Annotated in this window: 15 protein-coding genes and 2 pseudogenes; 12 read left to right on the forward strand and 5 right to left on the reverse strand. The window is 41.7% G+C overall.

Annotated features, from left to right (window positions below):
• Nucleotides 1-10: 10 nt before the first annotated feature.
• On the reverse strand, nucleotides 11-970 hold the full coding sequence (locus EHS15_RS08665; protein ID WP_135760166.1) for a hypothetical protein: 960 nt from the start codon (nucleotides 968-970) through the stop codon (nucleotides 11-13).
• A gap of 3 nt (nucleotides 971-973) precedes the next feature.
• Nucleotides 974-2,926 (reverse strand): flagellar filament capping protein FliD, encoded by a 1,953-nt coding sequence (gene fliD, locus EHS15_RS08670; protein ID WP_135760167.1) that lies wholly within the window; start codon nucleotides 2,924-2,926, stop codon nucleotides 974-976.
• A gap of 90 nt (nucleotides 2,927-3,016) precedes the next feature.
• On the opposite strand from fliD, the gene ppk1 reads away from it, so the two are divergent.
• The 10 genes and pseudogenes from ppk1 to EHS15_RS08720 all read left to right on the forward strand — a co-directional run bounded on the left by ppk1 (nucleotide 3,017) and on the right by EHS15_RS08720 (nucleotide 19,547).
• Nucleotides 3,017-5,098 (forward strand): polyphosphate kinase 1, encoded by a 2,082-nt coding sequence (gene ppk1, locus EHS15_RS08675; RefSeq protein WP_135760168.1) that lies wholly within the window; start codon nucleotides 3,017-3,019, stop codon nucleotides 5,096-5,098.
• A 10-nt stretch (nucleotides 5,099-5,108) separates the two neighbouring features.
• Nucleotides 5,109-6,530 (forward strand): FAD-binding oxidoreductase, encoded by a 1,422-nt coding sequence (locus tag EHS15_RS08680; RefSeq protein WP_135760169.1) that lies wholly within the window; start codon nucleotides 5,109-5,111, stop codon nucleotides 6,528-6,530.
• Nucleotides 6,531-6,536: 6 nt separating this feature from the next.
• Nucleotides 6,537-8,126 carry a carbon-nitrogen hydrolase family protein gene (locus EHS15_RS08685; protein ID WP_135760170.1) on the forward strand — a complete coding sequence of 530 codons (1,590 nt, stop codon included), beginning with the start codon at nucleotides 6,537-6,539 and terminating at the stop codon, nucleotides 8,124-8,126.
• 86 nt (nucleotides 8,127-8,212) lie between these two features.
• Nucleotides 8,213-8,575: a hypothetical protein gene (locus EHS15_RS08690; RefSeq protein WP_135760171.1), complete on the forward strand. Its 363-nt coding sequence runs from the start codon at nucleotides 8,213-8,215 to the stop codon at nucleotides 8,573-8,575.
• Between the two features lie 286 nt (nucleotides 8,576-8,861).
• Nucleotides 8,862-9,245: a hypothetical protein gene (locus EHS15_RS08695; protein ID WP_135760172.1), complete on the forward strand. Its 384-nt coding sequence runs from the start codon at nucleotides 8,862-8,864 to the stop codon at nucleotides 9,243-9,245.
• Between the two features lie 351 nt (nucleotides 9,246-9,596).
• Nucleotides 9,597-10,838 (forward strand): annotated as a pseudogene (locus tag EHS15_RS08700) (TolC family protein); the annotation flags it as partial.
• A gap of 10 nt (nucleotides 10,839-10,848) precedes the next feature.
• Nucleotides 10,849-11,847, forward strand: a complete 999-nt coding sequence (locus EHS15_RS08705; protein ID WP_167884192.1) for an efflux RND transporter periplasmic adaptor subunit — start codon at nucleotides 10,849-10,851, stop codon at nucleotides 11,845-11,847.
• A 4-nt stretch (nucleotides 11,848-11,851) separates the two neighbouring features.
• Nucleotides 11,852-12,586, forward strand: coding sequence for a hypothetical protein (locus EHS15_RS08710; RefSeq protein WP_135760275.1), 735 nt, complete (start codon nucleotides 11,852-11,854; stop codon nucleotides 12,584-12,586).
• A 5-nt stretch (nucleotides 12,587-12,591) separates the two neighbouring features.
• A pseudogene (locus EHS15_RS08715) lies at nucleotides 12,592-15,744 on the forward strand (efflux RND transporter permease subunit); the annotation flags it as partial.
• Nucleotides 15,745-16,262: 518 nt separating this feature from the next.
• On the forward strand, nucleotides 16,263-19,547 hold the full coding sequence (locus tag EHS15_RS08720; RefSeq protein WP_135760175.1) for an efflux RND transporter permease subunit: 3,285 nt from the start codon (nucleotides 16,263-16,265) through the stop codon (nucleotides 19,545-19,547).
• Between the two features lie 67 nt (nucleotides 19,548-19,614).
• On the opposite strand, the gene EHS15_RS08725 is transcribed toward EHS15_RS08720, so the two are convergent.
• From EHS15_RS08725 to EHS15_RS08735, 3 genes are all read right to left on the reverse strand, one after another.
• Nucleotides 19,615-20,853, reverse strand: a complete 1,239-nt coding sequence (locus EHS15_RS08725; RefSeq protein ID WP_246051995.1) for a porin — start codon at nucleotides 20,851-20,853, stop codon at nucleotides 19,615-19,617.
• Nucleotides 20,854-21,026: 173 nt separating this feature from the next.
• The gene (locus tag EHS15_RS08730) at nucleotides 21,027-21,431 is read right to left on the reverse strand and encodes a hypothetical protein (RefSeq protein WP_135760176.1); all 405 of its coding nucleotides are present in this window, start codon (nucleotides 21,429-21,431) and stop codon (nucleotides 21,027-21,029) included.
• A gap of 29 nt (nucleotides 21,432-21,460) precedes the next feature.
• A complete protein-coding gene (locus EHS15_RS08735) occupies nucleotides 21,461-22,339 on the reverse strand; it encodes a DUF455 family protein (protein WP_135760177.1) in 879 nt (292 codons plus the stop codon).
• A gap of 55 nt (nucleotides 22,340-22,394) precedes the next feature.
• On the opposite strand from EHS15_RS08735, the gene EHS15_RS08740 reads away from it, so the two are divergent.
• Both EHS15_RS08740 and thiD read left to right on the forward strand, forming a co-directional pair.
• Nucleotides 22,395-22,733, forward strand: a complete 339-nt coding sequence (locus tag EHS15_RS08740; protein ID WP_135760178.1) for an MGMT family protein — start codon at nucleotides 22,395-22,397, stop codon at nucleotides 22,731-22,733.
• Between the two features lie 9 nt (nucleotides 22,734-22,742).
• Nucleotides 22,743-23,537, forward strand: coding sequence for a bifunctional hydroxymethylpyrimidine kinase/phosphomethylpyrimidine kinase (thiD, locus tag EHS15_RS08745; RefSeq protein ID WP_135760179.1), 795 nt, complete (start codon nucleotides 22,743-22,745; stop codon nucleotides 23,535-23,537).
• Nucleotides 23,538-23,565: the final 28 nt, after the last annotated feature.

Here is a 23,565-nt window from a genome sequence, read left to right on the forward strand (position 1 = left end):
TGTTTATTTTCTATTTTTGAACCAAAATTAAAATTTCGGATAGGAAAGGAACCAATCCTTCCAAAAGTTCAGGGAGTTCATATTCCAAAATATCTCCCGCATACACGATATCGTTTTTCTCCATCGCGGAAGCGATATGAGTCAAACTTTCGTTCAACGCAGAAGTGATCTCGTTCAATGTTTTGCCTTCGAGAGAAATTCCAGCCCAATCGATTTCGGAATGTCTTCCTTGCACGGAAACAAGTGCGGAAATAAGTCCGTTGAGTCTTCCCACCGCATCCGTAAGAATCTCAGTAGCAAGATGGTCTTTGCCGGATTGGAAATTTTCGTTCACAAGCATAAAGTCCTTGATGACGGAATCTTTTTCGTCTACGAACTTTTTGATGATAGCAACTAACTCCGATTCATCCATACGGATCACTGCGAGTCTTCCGCTCAAATCCATAAGGAACAATTTAAGGTCGCGCAGATCTTCCAAAAACGAATCGATCGCAGAAGTGGAATCCAAACCGGAAGAAGCTTCTTTCAAAGAAGAAACGATCTCCTCCACATTTTTACCTTTTCCCATCGGTTTGATGGAAGCAAGATTCAAATTCAAAAGATTTTTAGTGGAAAGCAGCATGGATTCGATCCAAGGAATCCCTTCCTGAAGATCCGCAGTTTCTTTTTCAGTCAAAGAATCGCGACCCACAAGTGTAGAACCCACTTTATCCACGTAACTGTCCAATTCGATCAGACTGTCTTCGATGATATCCAACTCTTCTCCAACGAACAAATCGACTCTTTCCGCTCGGTTCAATTCCCAAGTTTCAGCTTCGGAACGGTTGATTTCCAATCCGTTGACGGTAAAATGACGGAGGTATTTTCCGTTGGATTCGATCCATTTTTGAATCTGATCAAGAACTTGCCCCAGATTGGTCTCTCCGCTCAAAGTAGTCTCTAACTTTTGTTCGTTGATATAAATATTCATTGATCACTCCTGATTTCGAAATAAATTGTTTTGTAAATAATTACCCACGGACTTGTTTTTTCCCACGCCCTGTTCCATATAAAGGAACCTTTGTTTGAGTTTCGCCTCATAACTGATAAGATGGGATTCGTGTTCCTTGATCTTCTTATTGTTCCCGGAAACGTTCTCTTCCAGTAACTTCACTTTGCTGGAAATGATTCCTGAAGCGTATTGATTGTAAGGCTTCAAGTTCTCCAAAAGGCGAACCCCTACCCCGTCTTCCATCTTAGCATCGTTATTCGTATCGGAAGCGAATAATTCACGAACCGCATCCGGATTCTCGGAGAGAACCTGAACCAATCTTTGTTCCTCTATGATGAGCAGACCTTCCTGGATTTTTTCCCAATTAGAACCGATGGCCCCTGTGGAAATTCCGATATCTGTGAGAACTCTGAATCCTCCGTCTTTTGTCGCCGGATAATAAGAGTTAGCGATCGTTTTCATTCCTGCGATCAATCTTAGTACGGAATTTTCTCCCGTCAGAATCCCGGACTTCACTTTATTGTCCCAAAATTCTTTGGAGATATCGAGTTCCTTGGAATCGTCTCCCGCTTTTTTATCAGAAATTTTACCGTCTTTATCTACGGTAGTCACCTCTTTGGAAAATTTCATCAATTGGTTGTAAGCTTCCACCCATTCCTTGATGAGAGTCATCCCTTTTTGGTTGTCCACATTGATCTTCAAAGTGACAGGTTCCGTAGTCACTTTATGAATGTTAAATGAGATCCCTTCCAATACGTCCGCGATAGCCTCGTTCGATTCTCTAGTGATTTCCACTCCGTCGATTTTAAACTTAGCGTCTTTTGCTTCCTGAAGAACTTTCAAAGGTTCTGCGGTTCCCGGTTTAGGAGGAGAAACTAATTTTACGGATTTGATTTGGATATCCGCTGCGGATGCATTGGATAAAATCACTTTGGAAAGATTTTTACCTTCCGCAAAATCGGAAATGGCAAGAATGTATTTGCCGTCTTTGGCTGTGACAGGAAGAACTCTTGTTCTGGTGTTTCCTTCTTTTTCAAAAACGATTCCCAACTCCCAAGACGAAGGAACTTCTCCGATCACTTCCCATTCCAAATAAGATCTAGCTTGGATTTCTTTCGGCTCCGTCTCCAAAAAGAAAGCGGTATCCGGTTTCACAACAAGAGCCGTCTCTTTCGCCGCTTCCGTAGGAGCTGCGGCAGGAAGTTCTATTTTGGAAATTTTAAAGTTAGGATCTTTCGTGTTTTTGAATCTGGTTTCTTCCCAAGGGGAAGCGGTTTCCAAATTGAAGTTCAAAGTGGTGACTACTTCCTCTCCTGTGGGTTGGTTCTCTCCCACAATTCCCGCTAATTTTAAAATTCCGTTCGGATCGGAAAATTGAAGTTCGTTGCTTTTTCCTGTTTTAACCGCAGTTACAGTTACGATGGAAGAATCTTTATCCACCTTAATCACGGTTGCTTGTGCGATAGAGCCTGCCAAATTTCGGATTTGGTTCGTAAGCTCGGAGAGATTCCCTCCTCCGAACTGAATGGTTTCTTTGGCTTTGCCGGAATAAATAGTGAAACTTCCTTCCGGAAGTTTGATATCGCTGTCCACCTCAACACCGGATAATTGATGCTTTGCGGCTAATTCTAAAATTTCAAGAGGTCTTTCCCCCGATTTTGCGGCACGAGAGGCTTCTCCGGTAATCGCACCTTCCACGGAAGAGGACACGGATTTCGTAGCGAAAGGAGCAGTAAAAGAGACAAGCGCACGGGTTTTGGTCTGTAGATTCATAGTTAGGTTTTTGACTTCGTTCCAAACCTGAATCTGAGCTTTGGAGTATTCGTTTTCCGTTTCCCATCTTTTGATGGGTCGGCGCTCCAATTCGACGAGCTTTTTGACGATTTCGTTTGTGTTTTGCCCAGTCATGAGCCCTGGCATCGTATAAGCTGGCATTTTCCTACTTGGCCTCTGGATCTAATGTCGTCGAATTCCGATAAATGATTAGGAATTTACAGAATTTTTTCCTTCCCGAATCCTAGAATTATGACTGCTAGCCCTCCTCCGGAAAAAATAGAACTGGGGAATCCTAATATATTCTTTGACCGGGAATTATCCTGGGTCGACTTCAATTTTAGAGTTTTGGAAGAAGCCCAAGACCCGGGAAATCCTCTCCTGGAAAGACTTAAATTTCTCTGTATTACAGAATCCAACCAAGACGAATTTTTTATGGTTCGTGTGGCAGGTCTCATCAACCTGAAACAAGCGGGAATCGAAGAAAGAAGTTTGAACGGAAAAAGAACTTCCGAGATCGTTTCCGAACTCTATGAGAAGGTATCCGGTTTCGTAAAAAAACAATACGACTGCCTTTCCGACATCTTACAAGAGTTAAAATCGAATAAAATCATCGTCGTGCAGGATCCTTCCGAACTTGCAGGAGAAGACATCCAATTCGTTAAAAATTATTACAAAAGAGAAGTGTCTTCCATCCTCACTCCTTTAGCGATTGATCCTTCTCATCCTTTCCCTCATATCCTCAATAGAACTTTAAATTTGGGAATCACTCTCTATTCGGACGAGGATAAAAACAAACAGAAAGAACTTTTTGCGATCGTGCAAGTACCGAACGTACTTCCTCGTTTTTTACAGCTTCCTCAAAGCGCAGATCAGGAAGAAAGAAGATACTTCCCACTGGAAGAGATCATTAAACTTCATTTAAGCGATCTTTTCTTCGGGATGAACGTAAAACAAATCCATACGTTTAAAATCGTAAGAGACGCTGACATCTCCTTCAACGAAGAACAAAACATCGGTGACCTTCTGACCACGATGAAGAACGAATTGAAGAACAGAATGTGGGGAGACGCAATACGTTTGGATGTTCACAGCGGTGCGGGACATATCAAAGACATTCTCAAAGGACTCCTGGAACTGGAAGACTATCAAGTGATGGAGATTCCCACCTTACTTAATTTAAACGATCTTATGTTCTTCCAATCTTTGGAAAAAACAAGTCATTTGAAATTTTCTTATCCCGTTCCTAAAGCGGGTTTCGCCACTAAAAAAAGCGAATCGATTTTTGCGGAAATCAGAAAGAACGATCATCTTCTTCATCATCCTTACGAAAGTTTCCGTTCCATAGAAGATATGTTAAAGATCGCAAGCCAAGATCCCAAGGTGCTCGCCATCAAAATGACTTTGTATCGAACTTCAGGAGATTCTCCTATCATCCAATACTTGGGAGAAGCTGCGGAAAACGGAAAACAAGTTACGGTTCTTGTGGAGCTGAAAGCAAGATTCGACGAAGAAAGAAACATTCGCTGGGCAAAAAAACTGGAAGACTCCGGCGTGCACGTAGTGTATGGAGTCGTCGGTCTCAAAATCCACTGTAAAATGCTTCTCATTGTTAGACGAGAAGACGACAAACTCAATCGTTATGTGCATTTGGGAACGGGAAACTACAATTCCACCACCGCACGATTTTATACGGATCTAAGTTTATTCACTGCGGATCCTGAAATCACGGAAGACGTGGCCATTCTTTTCAATACGATCACCAGTTCGGGAAAGATGCCTCGCCTTACAAAAATCCATGCGGCTCCTACGTTCCTAAAGGAAGAATTTTTACGCCTCATCCAAAGAGAAACGGACAATGCTTTGGCTAAAAAAGAAGCAAGAGTCATCTTCAAGATGAACTCTCTTGTAGATGCGGATGTGATCATGAAACTTTACGAAGCATCTCAGGCAGGAGTAAAAATCGACCTCATCATACGAGGGATTTGCTGCCTTAGACCGGGGATTCCGGGAGTTTCCGAGAACATCAGAGTGCGTTCCATCATAGGAAGGTATTTGGAACATTCTCGTATTTATTCTTTCCACAACAGCGGAAAACCGGAAGTATTTTTGGCTTCTGCGGATTGTATGCCTCGTAACTTTCAGCGCCGAATTGAAGTTATGTTTCCAATCCTCCAAGAAAAACATAAAAAAAGAATCGGTAAAATCTTCGATCTTCTGCTTCGGGACAACACACAAGCAAGGGTTTTAGAGTCGGATGGAAGTTACGTCAGACTCACTTCGGGAGACGACGATCCTCCCGTAAATTCCCAGATCGATTTAGTAGAAATATAAAGGAAATACCATGACTACAAAGTCACTCGACGCAAAACAAGACTTAATCAATCTCATAGGAGAAGGAAAAGTTTTCACTAGAGAAGACGGAAAATTGGACCAAAGCACTTTCGATTCCTACGGAACCGATAGGACGAAAGTGTATAAGCCGAACTACCAAGTTTTAATTTTCCCCGAGACCACGGAAGATGTGGCCAAAGCGGTAGGATACGCATATCAAAACGGAATCTCCATCGTTCCTTCCGGAGGACGTACCGGGTATGCCGGTGGAGCAGTCGCAAAAGACAGCGAAATCGTAATCTCTCTTTCCAAAATGAACAAAGTGGTGGATTTCGATCCTTTCCTTGGCACCTTACACGTACAAGCTGGGATGATCACGAAAGAACTTCATACCCAAGCAGAAGAAAGAGGTTTTTATTTTCCTGTGGATTTTGCCGCCACCGGTTCCAGCCATATAGGCGGAAACATCGCCACAAACGCAGGGGGAGTACGAGTGGTTCATTACGGACTGGTGAGAGACTGGGTTCTCGGACTCACTGTTGTGACAGGGAAAGGAGATGTGATGCGTTTCAACGGAGAGATCCTGAAGAACAACACAGGTTATGATCTCAAACATCTGTTTATCGGCTCGGAAGGAACCTTGGGAATCATCACGGAAGCGGTAGTCAAATTGACGAAACCTCCTACGGACATACGAGTCGTGTTTCTTGCCGTCCCCGAATACAAAAACATTCTGGAAATTTTCAAAGAAACGCACAATCACAACCTCCCTTTGCTTGCCTTCGAATTTTTAACGGACTATTGTCTTCATAAAGTGAAAGAACATTTGGGAGTTTCCGATCCGTTCCCTCAATCTAGCGAATATTATGTGCTTATGGAATACGAAATCAGGGAAGAAGGAGATGAAGAAAAGCTTCTGACGATTTTGGAATCCATTACGGAAAAAGAACTCATTACGGACGGTTCCATCGCACAGAATACGAGACAAAACCAAACCTTCTGGAAATACAGAGAAGGAATCTCCGAATCCCTTTCTCTTGCCTATACCGTACACAAAAACGATATTTCCCTACCTCTTCGCAATATGGAATCCTTCCTGAACGATATGCAATCCTTGTTAGACGCTAAATACCAAGGATTTGAAATCGCGCTTTTCGGTCATATCGGAGACGGAAACCTCCACCTAAACATTGTAAAACCTAAAGAATTGACGGATGCCGATTTTTTCCAAAGATGCAAATCCGTAGATCCGGAAATGTTTCAACTCATCCAGAAACACAAAGGTTCCATTTCCGCAGAACATGGGATCGGTCTTTTGAAAAAAGACTATCTGGGATTCTCTCGCAGCCAGGAAGAGATAGATACTATGAAAGCGATCAAAGCGGTATTCGATCCGAAAGGAATCATGAATCCCGGCAAGGTACTGAACTGACCGTTTATGGATTCCAAAAAGCCTAAGAAAAAATCAAAAAAACCGACCAAAACCAAAACGAAGGTTCCGGAAAAACACAAACTGGAACTGCGTTATCTGCGCGCATCCGATTACGAATCCGTTCAAGAAATTATGGATATGGTTTTTTCCAAGGCTTTCGACGGTGCTTGGACAAAAGAGGAATTCGAAAGGCAAATCACGATTTTTCCGGAAGGTCAAATCGCCATAGAAGACAAAGGGAAAGTGATTGCTGCCGCAATTTCCATGATCGTTCTCTACAGCGATCACGGAGACAAACATACCTACCACACAATCACCGGAGGAGGAGGACTTCCCAATCATAATGAAGATGGGGACAGTTTGTACGGTGTGGACGTATTCGTGAATCCTAAATACCAAGGGCTTAGACTTGGCAGACGTCTTTACGATGCAAGAAAAGAAGTCTGCGAAAAATTGAACCTAAGAAGAATCATCGTAGGCGGATGGCTCCCCGGTTACAAAAACCACGAATCGGAAATGACTCCTCAGGAGTATGTCAATCTGGTCAAACAAAAGGAATTATTCGATCCTGTATTGTCTTTCCAATTGGCCAACGATTTCCACGTAAGAAAAATCGTAACCAACTACTTCCCAGATAACAAAGGCTATAGCTCTTATGCCTGCCTCCTTGAATGGCTGAACATTTACTACGAAGAAGAAGACAAACTCATCGGAGGAAAAAAGACAGTCGTCCGAGTAGGTGCTGTGCAATGGCAGATGAGATCCGTCCGTTCCTTCGAAGAACTGAGAGACCAAGTGGAATTTTTTGTGGATACGGTCGCCAGTTATAATGCGGACTTTTGTCTTTTCCCCGAATTTTTTTATGCGCCTCTTCTCACTCAATTCAACAAAATGAGTGCGTCTAACGCAGTACGAGCGCTAGCCGAACATACGGAAAGAATGAAAGACGAGATGGTGAAACTTGCAGTTTCTTACAACATCAACATCATCACCGGTTCCATGTTCGAATACGAAGATCAAGAGTTGCGCAACGTTTCTTTCCTCTGTAGGAGAGACGGAACCTTCGATTCTCAGTACAAACTGCACGCTACTCCGGACGAAAGATCGTATTGGGGAGTGACGGGTGGAGACACCCTTCGTATCTTCGAAACCGATGCGGGAAGAGTAGGAATTCTAATTTGTTACGATGTGGAATTTCCGGAACTGGCACGTATTCTTGCGGAGAGAGGGATCGACATTCTATTTGTTCCTTATTATACGGACACTAAGAACGGTTATCTGAGAGTCCGCAAATGCGCCCAAGCTAGAGCCATTGAAAATGAAATTTATGTAGTTACCACAGGTTCCGTGGGAAACCTTCCCAATATCGAGAACATGGACATCCAATACTCCCAATCCGCCGTTTTCACTCCTTCTGATTTCTCATTTCCTCACGATGCCATCGCGGCAGAAGCCACTCCTAATACGGAAATGACTCTTATCGCCGATTTGGATCTGGATCTTCTCAAAGAAGTGAGAAAAAAAGGGGCAGTTCGCAATATGTTGGATCGCAGATTGGATCTATTTCGAATCGAATGGCTCGGTAAGATCGTCTAAACATTAGAAAAGACCATTTTTTAACTTTTTGCCTATTTTTTAGGCATCAAACCAAAAAATGCTAGATTTTAATCGGATTCCATAATATGATTTCTTATATGCTCAAGAAAACAATCAAAGTCATGGGGATTTCCCTGCTTTCCTTTGCCTTGGGCATTGCATTTCTTTCCGAAGAAAGTTTACTCACTCGAGTCCGTGTTTCCAAACATTCTCGTGTAGGCAGCCAATCGTCTTCCGCACAGTACAATGAAGTGGCAAGCATCACGGATTCCAGCGAATCTTCGGATGAATTTTCTGGAAAAAGCTCTTTAGAAGATGTAACTCCTGGCTCTCAAAAAGTAGCCTATGGTCGTTTCATCCTCATCCCTCTTCCTGAAGGTTCCGAAACAGCTTCTTTTCATTTTTTAAATTTGTTAGACCAATACATCAGTCTTCCACCACCCGTTTAACTCCTCTCTCCCATTTTAACCTGTGTTCCAAGTCTTTTTGATTTGGGACACAGGATGTTTTTATATCCATTTAACATTTAACTTTTTTCTCATTTGCCAAAGACTCCTTGGATCGTCCTGGTTGTTGCAACACCAGGGCGGTCTCCTTTTTTTGAAATAAAATCAGACATAACAAAAAATGTTTCTTTCGTATATATCCTCATTTTTTTAATGTTTTATACAGTTTTATTGAATTTTAATTATACTGAGTCAAAAGTTATTTGTAAACCAGTCGTCTATTTGAAATGTGGACAGTGTGTTGGGTAGATACTTACAGAAAATCATAATACTAGCACTCGCTTCCGTCATACTTCTACCGACGGAAGAAGACGGTGTATTTGATTCTATTTTTTTAGGTCTCAACCAATCCGATCGTTTTCATTTATCTTATCATACAAAAACAAAATCCATCCCGGACACTGTTGCTTCCACAGAAATCACAGGTGCAGATGATTCTGCTGCAACTCTTGCACGAAGCAGATGCGATTTCTTAGATCTAGTATTTCAAAACAACACACAAAATTACGATCTACGTCTTTATTTTTACTCTCAACTTTTACTCAATAGGGAAGCCGGATACTCCTATCTTCTTTCCTATTTTCTCCTCAATTTACCTCCCCCTATCGCTTAACACAAACCTAGCGGTTTTTTGTAAGAAACCAGGGTAAGTCATATCTTCAAGGGATACCTATCTCCTCATAAGATCTTTTATCCAGGTTTTAAAACAACAGCAGTATCAGGAGGGATACGTATATGCAGAACTATAACTACAAATACCTGATAAGGTCATTCACACATGAGATTTAAACCTATATTATATCTGATGCTCTTCGTTCCTGTCTACTTTGTCACAGCACAACCGACTTCGGAACAAGAACGATCCGCCAATTCGATACTCAACAGGCAGCTTTCCGATGATGACCCTACTTCATTGGGCTCAGAATTGTATCCGAATGATGTACGTAAAGATATAAGTTTGGACCTACCTACTGCAGAGAAGATGTTATGGAAAAACAATCTACTGTTAATCGCTGCTAAGTTTCAAATCGATGCAAAAAAAGCAGGAATCGAACAAGCGGGTTTATATGCGAATCCGAATATTTTCGTAGATCAGAGTATTTATGCGGAACCAACTCAGAGATGGTTCGATTTCTCCAGATCGGGACAGACTACGTACCAAATCCAACAGGTCTTTCTACTTGGCGGTAAAATCGACAAAAGAGTGAAAGTTGCGGAACTAAACGCAAAAATCAGTGAACAAGAGTTTTATGATTTAGCGAGAGCGCTCATCACCAGGCTGAGAAGAACCTTTTATACGATCTACTTTTACAGACAAGCAATCAACTTCTATGATAAAAGTATCGCTTCCATCGAAAAAACGGTCTCTTCTTCTGAACTTGCATATAAAAGAAGAGCCATTCTTCAAGCGGAACTACTTCGACTCAAAGCACTTTTATTCTTTCTTAAAAAAGAAAGAGAAGAATTGGGAATTAAAGTCTATGAGAGAGAAGCAGAACTCAAAGTTCTTTTAAATGAAGACGGATTAAGAGACTCCAAAGTAGCGATTCACTCGATCGTTCAAGCAGGGTCTTTGGAAGCTATTTTACCGAATAACACAAATCTGGAAGATTTAGTATCTAAAGCCAGGGACAATCGCCCCGACTTAAAGATCGCCTTACAAAGCCTAAAGTACGAAGAGGCAAACTTAGAATTACAACATGCGAATGCAATCCCGGATCTTTCCTTCGGACCGATGTACAATAGAGGTGGAACGGCATTCCAAAGTTATTGGGGTGTCACCGCCCAATTGAACGTTCCGATCTTCGACAGAAACCAAGGGAACATAAAGGCTGCGGAAAAAGCGATCCAAGTCAGGAAACAAGAGCTAAAAAATCGTATCTTAGAAGTAGAGAACGAAGTGGCGATCGCATACCAAGCAGCAAGGATTAAAGACGCTTTATATCGCAGATTTATAGACACATATATCAAAGATTATGCGAACCTATCTTTGGATATGATTATGAGTTATGAGAAAAAATACATCACTATCTTGGAATTCGCTGATTTCTTTGAAACATACAGATCCAGCGTAGTAGAAATGTTAAAATTGCAAACGGATCGTATGGAAGCTATTGAAAGCGTAAACTACTCCGTGGGATTGGGGATACTTATCCCTAAAACCAACGACAACCAATCAAACCCAAAACAAGGAAAAGAGGATTAAAAAAATGGGCATTAAAAATCAACTTAGCAAACGTTCATTTCTATTTTTGGGAGCAGGAGCTTTCGTAATCATCCTCTCTGTCACTTTATTCGCCCTTACAAGAGGAACTAAAAAAGTTCCTCACCCGCCGGAAAAGGCAGTGGTCCATGACAACGGAGAAAGAATCGAATTCAAACCCAACAGCCCCGGTTTGGAAATCGTCAAAGCTTCCGTGATCGGAGGAGGAGGAGAATTCGTAAACCTAGAAGCACCTGCAAGACTGATCGCATCCACTTCGCCTTCCGTAAGCGGTGGAAGTAGAATCATACTCTTCGAATCAGCTGAGTTAAACGATCTCTACGTAGGTTACGTTCACGCAAAAAACAAAGTTTATAGATCCCGCAAAAACTTAAGCCGGATTCAAGATATGTTTAAACATCGTGTTGCTACTGAAAAAGATTTGGTCGAATCTGAAACCGATGTAGGAAACGATGCCGCAGAACTTGCAGAATTCGAAGGCAAATTGAGAGCGGTCGGTCTGAATCCTAGCGAACTTGCCACTGCGGGAAATAAAAAAGCTTGGATCATTTCCGACGTCCCTGAATCTCAAATCAGCAATTTAAAACGCGGAAAAAGAGTCACTGTTAAGTTTTCCTCCTTTCCTGATGAAATTTGGGAAGGACAAGCAGAAGCGATCGGAGATAACGTAGACCCTTACACTCGTACTGCGAAGGTCAGAATCGAAATCATCAACAAGGACTACAGACTAAAACCAGGTATGTTTGGGGTTGTCAAATTTCCAGAAGAGACAGCAGACAATACAGTCATTCTTCCTTTCAACTCCATCGTCACAGTAGAAGGAAAGAACTACGTGTTCGTTGAACACGAACCTTTGAACTTTGTCCGCAAGGAAGTGGTTCTAGGAGTTTCAACAAAAGACGTTGTGAACATCATCGACGGAGTGAAACAAGGGGATAGAGTTGTCATCCAAGGTTCCATTCTATTGAAAGGTTTAAGTTTCGGATTCTAACATGATGCGCAATCTTTACATACTAATCGCTCTGGCGAGTTTAAGTTTTTCTGCTCTATTAGGAGAACCTTACTCGCCCAAAGAAAAGCAAGAAGATGAAGTCACTCCAGAATGGAGCCCGGATCAGAACAAAAAATCGAAGTTTGGTGATGATGACGTTTTGGATACAAACACGTTCCTTCCCAAAAAACAACCGAAAACAACCAATTTCTGGGTCTACGGCGCGACGATTGGATCTGCGGCAAGCATCAACCTAAATTTAGGATATTACTACAAAGATATCGTAGTAAGAGTGTCAGGCGGTCGATGGAGACCCCATTGGTACGGAGGTCAAGTAGATCTAGGTTATACGTTTTGGAAAACTCCCGTAATCGCTCATAGTATCTCCGTAGTAGCTGGTTCCTATCAAGTGGATCCTTATGCGCCTGAAGTAGGTCATGGGGGACAAAGTTCTTTTCCTACTGGATTGAATATTCCGGGTTACCAATGGAGAGATCCAAAATACGAAGATCAGTTTATCAGAGCGTATGTTGCGGAAACGGATCCTACCTTAGCCTTGGTTTTAGAGCATCAGAGCAGAGCAAACCAAAAGGTATATCTGAGACAACAATACATTGGACTCACCTACGACATATTACTAAGTAATTTCTTTCTTCAAGTAGGTGCAGGCATCGGGCAAGGGGATTATAAAAATCCTCAATTGCTCTTACAAATGGGATATCTGTTTGATACAAGGTAATTATTTTGAAATTTATAAATACTTTATTAGAGTTCGCCCTAAAGAATAGGATATTTACTCTCGTAGCTGCTGGAGCAGCTTTAATTCTCGGGATATGGTCCTGGATTGACATTCGAAAAGAAGCATATTCGGATATTGCGGATACGCAGGTCAGAATTGTAGCTAAATTTCCAGGAAAAGCAACATTAGAAGTGGAAGAACGCGTAACGATGCCTATTGAAAGGGTATTACATTCTACGCCCAATCTTATCGTCCGCAGATCAAGAACCATCAATGGTTTAGTTGTGTTCCAATTCGTTTTCGAAGAAGGAACTGACGACTATTTCGCACGTATGCGCTTGATGGAAAAAGTCAGAGATGCAGTCATCCCGGAGGAAGTCACCCCCACTTTAGCACCGATGAGCTCTCCTGTTGGAGAAGTTTACAGATATGTCATAGAATCGACGAGTGGGACCCATACTCCTATGGAACTCAGAACGATTCAAGATTGGATTGTTATGCCGAAGATGCTACAAATATCGGGCATTGCCGATGTGATCACCTTCGGAGGGTTGCCGAAACAGTATCATATTGTTACGACCCCCGACAAATTGATCCGCTATAAAGTGACTGTTTCCGATGTAGTTAATGCCATACAACGCAATAATTTGAATACGGGAGGAAATTTCCTTCTACAAGGTGAACAATCTTTGCCTATTCGTTCATTAGGTGCCATTAGAACCTTAGAAGATATTGAAAACATAGTCGTAAAACAAATCAACGGTGTTCCTGTCTTCGTAAAAAACATAGGATCTGTCGAAATTTCACATCCTATCCCTAGTGGAGTATTGGGTTATACCATCCAAAATGACCAAGAAGGTTTAATCGACACCGATTCCGCCGTACAAGGATTAGTTGCAATGAGACGTTGGGTGGAACCGAATGCATTCGGAGAAAGAGTTCGGGCAAAAGTTAAAGAAATTAACGAGAAATATATGCCCGAGGGCACTCAAATAAGAAATACTTACGATCGCGCAGATCTAGTAAATTATACTCTTCGTACAGTCGGCGTTACCCTATTAGAAGGAATTTGTGTAGTCAGCCTAGTAGTAATTTTCTTCATAGGCAGCTTAAAAGCCTCAGTAGTTGTAGTAGCGACTATTCCATTCGCACTTTTGTTTTCATTTACGATGATGAACAGTACTGGCATATCTGCAAGCTTACTATCGCTTGGTGCAGTTGATTTTGGTATCGTTGTCGATAGCGCAGTTGTGATGGTCGAAAACATAATGCGCAGATATAAGGAAGCGACTCCACAGGAAAAGGAAAAAGGAATTTTACGTTTTACTTACGATTGCGCATCTGAAGTAGGAACGGAAGTTTTATTCGCTATTCTAATCATCATTCTTGCCTATCTACCGATTTTTTCATTCGAAAGAATCGAAGGTCGCCTATTCAAGCCGATGGCATTCACTTTGTCTTTTGCTATTTTCGGTGCTTTATTATTCACGATGACAGTTGTTCCTGTTTTGATGTCTTTCTTTTATAGAAAGTACTTCGAATCCAAAAACCCTGGTCCTATCGAATGGCATAACCCCGTTTATCATTGGGTTGAAGCTAAATATGAAATTTTAGTTCACTATCTTGTAGCAAGATCTAAAAAAGTAGTTTCCATTGCATTCGCAGCGGTTGGCTCCCTTTTAGTGATAGGAATGATGTCCATAGGAACAGAATTTCTTCCATCTCTGGATGAAGGAGGTTTCACTCTTCGTTTATATTTCCCTGTAGGAATTTCCTTACCTGAAGCAAAGAAATTCATTCCGAAGATCCGAAAAATGATCTATAACAACGAACAGGTCAATGTGATCCTATCCCAGTATGGAAGGAATGACGATGGAACCGACCCTCTTCCACCAAATCGCTTAGAAATCTATGTAGGCTTAAAAGATTATAAATCCTGGAAAGAAAGGATCACAAAAGAACAGTTATTAATCCGGATGAGGGATAATTTAGAAAGCGGATTACCCGGTGTAAGAGTCAGCTTTTCTCAGCCGATTATGGACAATCTTTCGGAAGCAATTATGGGAACGATCGCCGACCTTGCGGTTTTCGTTTCTGGCCAAGACTTACATGTCATGAGGGAGATATCTTTGCAAATTCTTGATATCGTCTCTAAAATGAAAGGGGCGAGTGAATATGGAATCGAACAAGAAGCTCCCGCTCCTCAGTTAGTCATTCGAATCAAAAGAGATATTGCTGCCAGATATGGAATCAATGTAGAAGATATTCAAAGAATTATCGAAGCAGCAGTCGGGATGGAACCCATTAGCTATCTCTATGAAGGTCCGATGGACACTCCTCCCAAAGAACGTGCGTTATTTGGAATCGCAGTAAGATTTTCAAAAGATTATAGAGAATCGGCAAAGGAAATAGGAAATATTCCGATTATATCTCCAAACGGAGAGCGACTCCCCCTATCTCAGCTAGCATCGATTACTCAGGAGGATTCTCCCACGATGATCTTCCGCCAAGACGGCAAACGAACCATAACGGTTCGCCTAAACGTAAGAGGACGGGATCAAGGTGGTTTCGTAAACGAATTGAGGGAAAGAGTTTCGAAAGAAGTAAAAATTCCAGAAGGTTACGAGGTAAAATACGGTGGTCAGTATGAGAACCTGTCAAGGGTAGGAAAACAATTGGCGATCGTTATTCCTCTGACAATTATGATCATTTTTGGATTACTCTATCTTCTGTATAGAGACCTCAAATCCGTAATGGTCGCCCTTTCTTGCATTCCACTTTCCTTACTAGGAGGAATTTATGCGCTACTCGCAAGAGGGTATTACTTCAATGTTTCCGCTGGGGTTGGTTTTATTTCACTATTCGGTATTGCGACAATGGCGGGAATTTTGTTTGTCTCGAAAGCAAATCACTTGTTACGAGACAATCCTCAAATGACGAATAAAGAAGCATCGATTCTTTCTGCAGTGACACAATTGCGACCAAGATTAATGACTATGTTACTAGCTATGTTAGGGCTCATTCCTGCAACAATGGCAAGCGGAGTAGGTTCGGACGTCCAAAGACCTCTCGCAACAGTGATGGTAGGAGGACTTGCTTCGGCATTATTGCTAGTTTTAACAGTTATGCCTAGTCTATACATCCTAGTGATGGGAGAAAATAGAAGAGAGGAAAAAAAGACAGCAAAACGAGAGCTAGGTTATGATCCGAATGAAAGCTGGAGTTCTGCAACACCAACTACTCATCTAGAAAACCACCAGAAGATGCCTCAAGAATACCCAATTCTCACCTCCCCCTCTGGACCCGTAAAAAAAAGGCGAAAATAAGAACTTCATTTCTCCTATTTGTACCGCCCTTTCTCGCAAAGAAAGGGCGGTTTTTTATTTCAGCCAATCCCAGCCCTTCCAAAAAAGATTGCCTTGCGAAAATTCTTGCCTTTAGGTGGTTTAAAGTTGATGGCAAATGACAATCTTCCCCCTAAAAAGGCGGGAAAACCCAAAAAAATAAAAAGGGTTCATTCTGTTTTAATGAGTTTTGAAGGCAGATTTATCTAGGAAAAATTTCAAACTTTTCTTTATTTCTTCATTTCAATCGCTAGAGCAAAAGAGGCGAGACCTCTCCATCATAGTTATTCCCGGCAAATAGCAACAAAACCATTTGCAATAAGGTAATTATAATGATTAAAAATTTTATAGAAGCCGCACTAAACTACCGCATCTACACCTTAAGTGCAGCGGTTGTTTCCGTTCTCTTCGGTATTTGGGCCTGGATTGATATCCGAAAAGAGGCCTACTCCGACATTGCAGATACGCAAGTTAGATTGATTGCGAAATTTCCAGGTAAGGCAGCCGTAGAGGTCGAAGAAAGGGTCACGCTTCCCATAGAACGGGTATTAAATGCAATTCCTAAAGTCTCGGTCAGGAGATCCAGAACCATCAATGGCTTAGTGGTTTTTCAATTCGTCTTCGAAGACGGAACCGATGATTACTTCGCACGTATGCGTTTGATGGAAAGAGTTCGGGATGCGGATATTCCTGAAGATGTGGATCCTACACTCGGTCCGATGAGTTCTCCTGTAGGCGAAATTTTTCGTTATGTGGTCGAATCCTCTGGCAATCATACTCCGATGGAACTTAGAACGATCCAAGATTGGATCGTCATGCCAAAAATGCTGCAAATTCCAGGAATTGCGGATGTAGTGACTTTCGGAGGTTTACCGAAACAATACCACGTAGTCACATCTCCGGATCGATTGATTCGTTATAAACTTACCATCAACGATATCATTCGCGCCATTCAAGAGAACAACTTGAACACAGGAGGAAATTTACTCCTCCAAGGTGAACAAGGATTCCCCATACGTTCCTTAGGTGCCATTAGAGATCCAAAACATATCGAAAACATAGTCGTAAAAACAGTCAACGGCGTCCCTGTCTTTATTCGAGATTTAGGTACTGTTGAAGTTTCACATCCGATTCCAAGCGGTGTACTAGGATATACCGTTCAGAACGAAGAAGAAGGCCTCATCGATGTGGATTCTTCCGTTCAAGGTTTAGTTGCCATGAGACGTTGGGGCGATCCTAACGAAATGGGAGAAAGAATTCGAGCGAAAGTCAAAGAAATCAATGAGAACTATCTTCCAGAAGGAGTTAAATTAAGAACCACTTATGATAGAACCGATCTGGTAAATTACACTCTTAGAACCATCGGAATGACTCTGGTAGAAGGTGTAATGGTAGTAAGCTTAGTTCTTATCTTCTTCATAGGAAGTGTGAAAGCATCCATGGTGGTCGTAATGACGATTCCTTTTGCGATGTTGTTTGCGTTCCTGCTTATGAATATCACAGGAATTCCCGCCAGTTTACTTTCATTAGGTGCAATCGATTTCGGGATCATCGTGGACGGTGCCGTCATCATGGTAGAAAATATCATGAGGCGTTATCGGGATGCAACCCCTGCGGAAAAACAAAAAGGAATCATCGCCTTCACAAGAGATTCTTCCGCCGAAGTAGGAACTGAAATTCTTTTTTCCATTCTGATCATCATCCTTGCTTATCTTCCTATTTTCTCGTTTGAGAGAATCGAAGGCCGTTTGTTCAAACCTATGGCGTTCACGATTTCATTCGCTATCTTAGGTGCTTTGATCTTCGCAATGACCGTAATTCCCGTAATGATGTCGATCATCTACAGAAAATATTTCGAATCGGCAAACCCCGGTAAAATAGAATGGCATAACCCTTTTTACGAATGGCTGGAAAAGAAATATAAGATACTTATAGAACGCATAGTCGATCGCTCAAGGAAAGTGGTGATATACACTTTCACTGCAGTCACTATCTTTCTGGGAATAGGAATGTATGCCCTAGGAACGGAATTCCTTCCGGAAATGGACGAAGGAGGCTTTAACCTAAGGATCTTTTTTCCCGTAGGAATATCTCTTCCCGAATCCAGAAAGTTTATACCAAAAATCCGACAAACCATTTATAAAAATGAACAGGTGAATATCGTATTATCTCAGTTAGGTCGAAATGATGACGGAACAGACCCTCTTCCACCGAATCGTTTGGAAGTTTTAGTCGGCCTCAAAGATTATAAAAACTGGAAAGAAAGAATCACCAAACAGGAACTTTTGCTTCGTATGAAAAACGATTTGGAAGCAACCCTTCCCGGTGCGCGAATCAGTTTTTCTCAGCCGATTATGGACAACCTGTCCGAAGCGATTATGGGAACCATTGCGGACTTAGCAGTTTTCGTTTCAGGAAACGATCTTAGACTTATGAGAGGGATCGGAAACGAAGTATTAGAAATCATTAAGGACATGAAAGGTGCCAGTGAATTCGGAATCGAACAAGAAGCGGAAAGTCCTCAGTTGACCTTAAGGATCAACCGAGAAGCTGCGGCTCGTTACGGAATCAACGTAATTGACATCCAGCAAATGATAGAAGCTGCAATCGGAATGCAGAGAGTCAGTACTCTTTATGAAGGACCTTCCGACATTCCTCCCAAGACTCCTGCAAGATTCGGAATTGTAGTTCGATTCTCCAAAGATTACCGTGCATCAAAACAGGCAATTGCTAGCATGCCGATCATTTCACCGAAAGGAGAAAGAATCCCCTTATCCGAGTTAGCCGATATTACCTTAGAAGACGGCCCGACGATGATCTTCCGCCAAGAAGGAAGAAGAACCGTAACGGTAAGAACCAATATCCGTGGCAGAGACCAAGGTGGATTCGTAAAAGAACTTCAAAAGAAAGTAAAAGAAAAAATCAAACTGCCGGAAGGGTATGAGATTAAATTCGGGGGGCAATACGAAAACCTATCAAGAGTAGGAACGAAATTGGCAATCGTCATTCCGATTACTATTCTTATTATCTTCGGAGTTCTATTCGCACTATACCGTAACCTGAAATATGTTTATGTAGCTTTGGCTTGTATTCCTTTGTCGTTAATCGGAGGAATCTACGCTTTATTGTTTCGAGGATACTACTTTAACGTTTCCGGAGGAGTAGGCTTTATTTCACTTTTCGGTATCGCGACGATGGCAGGAGTTCTATTCGTATCAAGAACCAATCACTTGTTGATTGACGAGCCCAACCTTTCGGTAAAAGAAGCGGTAAGTAAAGCTGCGGTGATTCAGCTTCGCCCTATGCTTATGACCATGTTATTAGCATTGCTAGGTTTAATCCCTGCAACTTTAGGAACAGGAGTAGGATCAGACGTACAAAGGCCGTTGGCGACAGTGATTGTAGGAGGACTCTTCTCCGCAATGTGTTTGGTGCTAACAGTGCTCCCTTCTCTTTATCTAATCGTGGTAGGAGAAAAGCACAATGTAAGTTCGAATCAATTTCAACCGAGAGAAATTCCTTCTCATCTTTTGGACACGGAAGACGAAGACGAAAATTTTAGTTCTAACGGAAAGGAATCGAAGCAGAAAAAAGGAACTCGTAAAAAAACAAAATAAGGGAAATTTACTTCAAACTATGCACACACAAAGCTTAGTTTTTGCTCTGTGCATAGCCTTCTCTTCTTTATAGTTTCATACTGAAAGCGACGACGAAAAAGTCCTCTTTTTTAGAGAACTGAGCGTTTCTATAATCGAAAACGGCATCCGCAGATCTTCTGTAATTGTATTCCAAACGGATCATAGCAGGATCCCAAGATAATAAATCCAATGTGGCTGTATAACCGTTCGACATGAATCCGTTTCTCGTTCCCGTAGCAACTAACACTTGTTTAGGATCATAAAAACGTTCCACTCTAAGACTCAAACGATAAGCAGGATCCCATTTAAAACTCAGCCATAAAGTACCGTGATACCAATGACGATAAGCCTTCGCTTCCGCATCGCGATAAACCGGAATCGCAGAATCCCATTCGTGCAGCCAAGGTTCATAAAGAAGACTTTCTTTCGCTTTTTGCGCACCCGCATCGAAAGAACCAGCAAAAGAGAGCCATTCCAATGCATGCCATTCTAAAATTGTATTATTATAAAGACGGAGTTGTTTACGTTCATTATCGGGGGCTTCATTTCCCGCAAATTGATTCACTGTTAAAGCTAAGGAAGAAGTGAATTTATATTTCCATTGTAATCCGAAGGATTTATCTCGATTATTCTCCGTTATATTTTGCCATCCGTTCATGATATGAAACTGCATGGAAAACTTATCCGAAAATTGATGGGAGACACGAACCCCCGCAGTATAATAAGGAACGTAATCCAGGGCAAAGGCTCTCGTATAATTCCAGTTCAGATGGGAGATCCAAGATTCGAATCCGATATGTCCGAAATAAATCCCTCCGTCGATCCATGTTTTAGGAGCCACTTTAAAACCTACGTAAGCTTCCTGAAGATTGCGGACTCCCAACTGATTGGAACCGGTGTCTTTCATGGGCTCGTTCGCATAATTCGTATTTACCGAAGTTCCGTATTGTAAAGCAAGGCGGCCTCTGTATTTCGACTCCTCGACCTTAGCATCTATATATGCGAGATTCACATTGAATTCGTCGTTTCGAACCGCTTGGGTGGTATATTTCCGTTCCGTTCCCTTAGGAAGATTGTTATTATAATTGTAATAGGCATCCAAAAAAGCGCCTAACTGAAACGATTCGGGAAGAAGTTCTTTTGTCTTTTTTGGTTCTTCTTTATTTTTGGCTGCTTCCATTTCAGAAGCATTTACTTTTGTCGTTTCCACTTCCGCAGAATTCGTTTTGGGAGACGCCTCCTGCTTTGTTTCTTCCGAGAAAAGGGAAAAAAAACTGGAGAACAAAAAGAAACAAAAGTAAGATGTTTTTTCGAAAATGGTACATTTGAGTGAAGTGTTTGCGCATTTTAACTAACGGATTTCGATCTTCTATATTACAGGATAAACGTTTTTTAAAAGAAGACAATACCCGGCGGCTTTCGCCGGGAAAGTTTTTAATTTAGAAAGTATTAAGAATATTATTTGAGGAGTGCTTTGATTTCCTTAGGAAACTCACGGAACTCTTCCGGAATGATCAGAAGTTTTTTTCTATACTTCGCCTTATACTCTTTTTTGAATTTAGTATGACAGGCTTTGCAGCTGTCTTCCGGTTTACCTACAGCTAACTTTGCATCTATGATTTCTTTCCATTCCGCAGTCTGATCTTCAGGAGCCATCGCAGGAACTTTTTCCAAAATGCGATTCAGATAATCCGCATTCCCTTTTTTATCGTAAAGTTTGGTGGCGGGCTTCGTATAATCTTCCATAAAGTCATGGAGATTCATTTCCAAAGCAGTAGTTTTTTGTGCGCTCTTTTGAGAATACAGAATGGAATAAGAAGAAAGGAAAAGGACGGAAATGCCCAAAAACAAACGTAACTTCATATATATCTCCGGTCAGGTGTGGGAATAGTTTATTCAGCCTGATGCGGCAAAGGCAAGTCGGATTTTCTCCAAACATCAGCACCGAATTGAAATCTTTCCAAGGTCTTGAGATTCACTCTCCCTGAGTATTCGTCTTCGTATTCTTCCAAAAGACGAATGAATTCATCGGACATTCCCGATAGTTTTCTAGTTTCAGGAAGGAATATATATCCTTTCGCCCTTCTGGGAGTGAAGGGAAAATGAATGAGCGTTTTGTAATAGTCCCAATCTTCCATGGAGGAAGGTTTTCCGTTTTGAAATACTCTCATTCCTCTTTTGACATGTTTCACCTCGTCTTCAAAAATCCGTATCATGATTTCCGCAGTCTCCCAGTCCTCGAAATGGGCGAACGCTTTCGCATAGATCTGGGAGTAATCAAGATTGGCTCCTTCAAAAGATAAGGATAGAACTGCAGTGAACTCTTCAACTGATCCTAATTTAGGAACCTGTTTCCAGAAGATATAATTCAAAGGAATGTCTCCGAAAGAAATTCCGAAATCGTTCATTCTTTTCAAATACAACCTAAGATGCGTTTGTTCTTCTTGGATGGTTTTGATGAATCCTAGTTTGACACGCAAAGGAGATTCGGGAAAAGCCAAAATCGCCCAGGCAAAAAGTTCGATGGCCATAAGTTCATGATTAGCAAAATGATGAAGGGTTAAACCTTTGGCAGTAGTTTGATTCAGATGTTCCAAACGAGGGATTTTCGTTTTCACATCGGAAAATTTCAAATTGTCGGCGCGGTTCGGTTTTTCGATACGAAGAGGACGCACATCCGTTTCTTCCTGCCAAACAGAAGGAGGAGGAAGCAGTTTATCTTCCAAATCGGAAGACAATAACAAGTGCTTGGCGTATTCGGATAATTTCATGCGAAAATAAATATTTACTTTCCCTTGAATTTTACGTTCGTAAACTGAGAGGAAAATGGTAGCGAAAAAAGAATCGGGCAGTCATTTTTATTCGGATGTATATGCGGTCGTTCGAAAGATTCCAAAAGGCAAGGTAACCACTTACGGAACCATTGCTGTCATTTTGGGAAAACCGAGAGCCGCAAGAGCGGTCGGATACGCATTAAACGCTTTGAAAAAAGGACAGGAACAGACCGTTCCTTGGCAAAGAGTCATCAACGCCAAAGGACAAATTTCCTTTAAGGGAGACGTCATCAGAGCTTCCTTCCAAAAAAAGATTTTGAAAAAAGAAGGAATCAAGTTTCTCCCTGACGAAGAGACGATTGATCTGAAAAAATACGGCTGGTTTCAATAAGGTAAATTTATGAAAGAACTTCCCATCACACTTACGATCGCAGGTTCCGATTCGGGAGGAGGAGCAGGCGTACAGGCAGACTTAAAAACTTTTTCTTCTCTGGCCACTTTCGGAACGACAGCATTCACCTGCTTAACGGCACAAAACCCGGACGGAGTGTCCGCAATCCATGAAATCCCTTCTTCTTTTATCAAAGAACAACTGGAAGCAGTTTTAAACTACTTCACAGTAGCCGCATGCAAAACGGGAATGTTGTTCTCCGAAGAAATCATACTCACTGTCAGTGAAATCTTAAAATCAAAAAAAGAGATCAAACTGGTGGTCGATCCAGTGATGATCGCAACAAGTGGCGCAAAACTTCTCAAAGACGAAGCCGTGAAAGCTTTAAGAGAAACATTGATCCCCTTGGCGACTGTCATCACTCCGAATTTGGACGAAGCTTCCTTTCTATTGGGGGAACCGATCTCAAAATACGAAGATCTGGAATCTTCCGCCAAAAAATTATTTACCATCTTCAAAGTCCCTATCCTTCTCAAAGGGGGACATCTAACAAATACGGAAACCGCCTCAGACCTGTTATTCGACGGAACTTCCGTTTATACATATCAAAAACCGTATTTGAAGGGAAAAAACACCCATGGAACCGGCTGCACATTCTCATCCGCCATCACCGCCTTTTTGGCTCACGGGCTTTCTTTGCAGGAAGCGGTAGGACACGCAAAAGAATACATCCAACATGCCTTGGAAGAATCAATACAAACGGGAAAGACAAATCACCTAAATCATTTCCCGGAAGGAAACTAGGCAAAAAGGTGAAAAGATTTTAAAAATT

Source organism: Leptospira idonii (assembly GCF_004770995.1).
Lineage (GTDB): Bacteria > Spirochaetota > Leptospiria > Leptospirales > Leptospiraceae > Leptospira_A > Leptospira_A idonii.

Coding starts and splice junctions, on each gene's coding strand:
- EHS15_RS08685 (WP_135760170.1), top strand. CDS start 6,537: ATGGATTCCAAAAAGCCTAAGAAAAAATCAAAAAAACCGACCAAAACC.
- EHS15_RS08720 (WP_135760175.1), top strand. CDS start 16,263: ATGATTAAAAATTTTATAGAAGCCGCACTAAACTACCGCATCTACACC.
- EHS15_RS08665 (WP_135760166.1), bottom strand. CDS start 970: ATGAATATTTATATCAACGAACAAAAGTTAGAGACTACTTTGAGCGGA.
- ppk1 (WP_135760168.1), top strand. CDS start 3,017: ATGACTGCTAGCCCTCCTCCGGAAAAAATAGAACTGGGGAATCCTAAT.
- EHS15_RS08680 (WP_135760169.1), top strand. CDS start 5,109: ATGACTACAAAGTCACTCGACGCAAAACAAGACTTAATCAATCTCATA.
- fliD (WP_135760167.1), bottom strand. CDS start 2,926: ATGCCAGCTTATACGATGCCAGGGCTCATGACTGGGCAAAACACAAAC.
- EHS15_RS08740 (WP_135760178.1), top strand. CDS start 22,395: ATGGTAGCGAAAAAAGAATCGGGCAGTCATTTTTATTCGGATGTATAT.
- EHS15_RS08730 (WP_135760176.1), bottom strand. CDS start 21,431: ATGAAGTTACGTTTGTTTTTGGGCATTTCCGTCCTTTTCCTTTCTTCT.
- EHS15_RS08735 (WP_135760177.1), bottom strand. CDS start 22,339: ATGAAATTATCCGAATACGCCAAGCACTTGTTATTGTCTTCCGATTTG.
- EHS15_RS08690 (WP_135760171.1), top strand. CDS start 8,213: ATGATTTCTTATATGCTCAAGAAAACAATCAAAGTCATGGGGATTTCC.
- EHS15_RS08710 (WP_135760275.1), top strand. CDS start 11,852: ATGCGCAATCTTTACATACTAATCGCTCTGGCGAGTTTAAGTTTTTCT.
- thiD (WP_135760179.1), top strand. CDS start 22,743: ATGAAAGAACTTCCCATCACACTTACGATCGCAGGTTCCGATTCGGGA.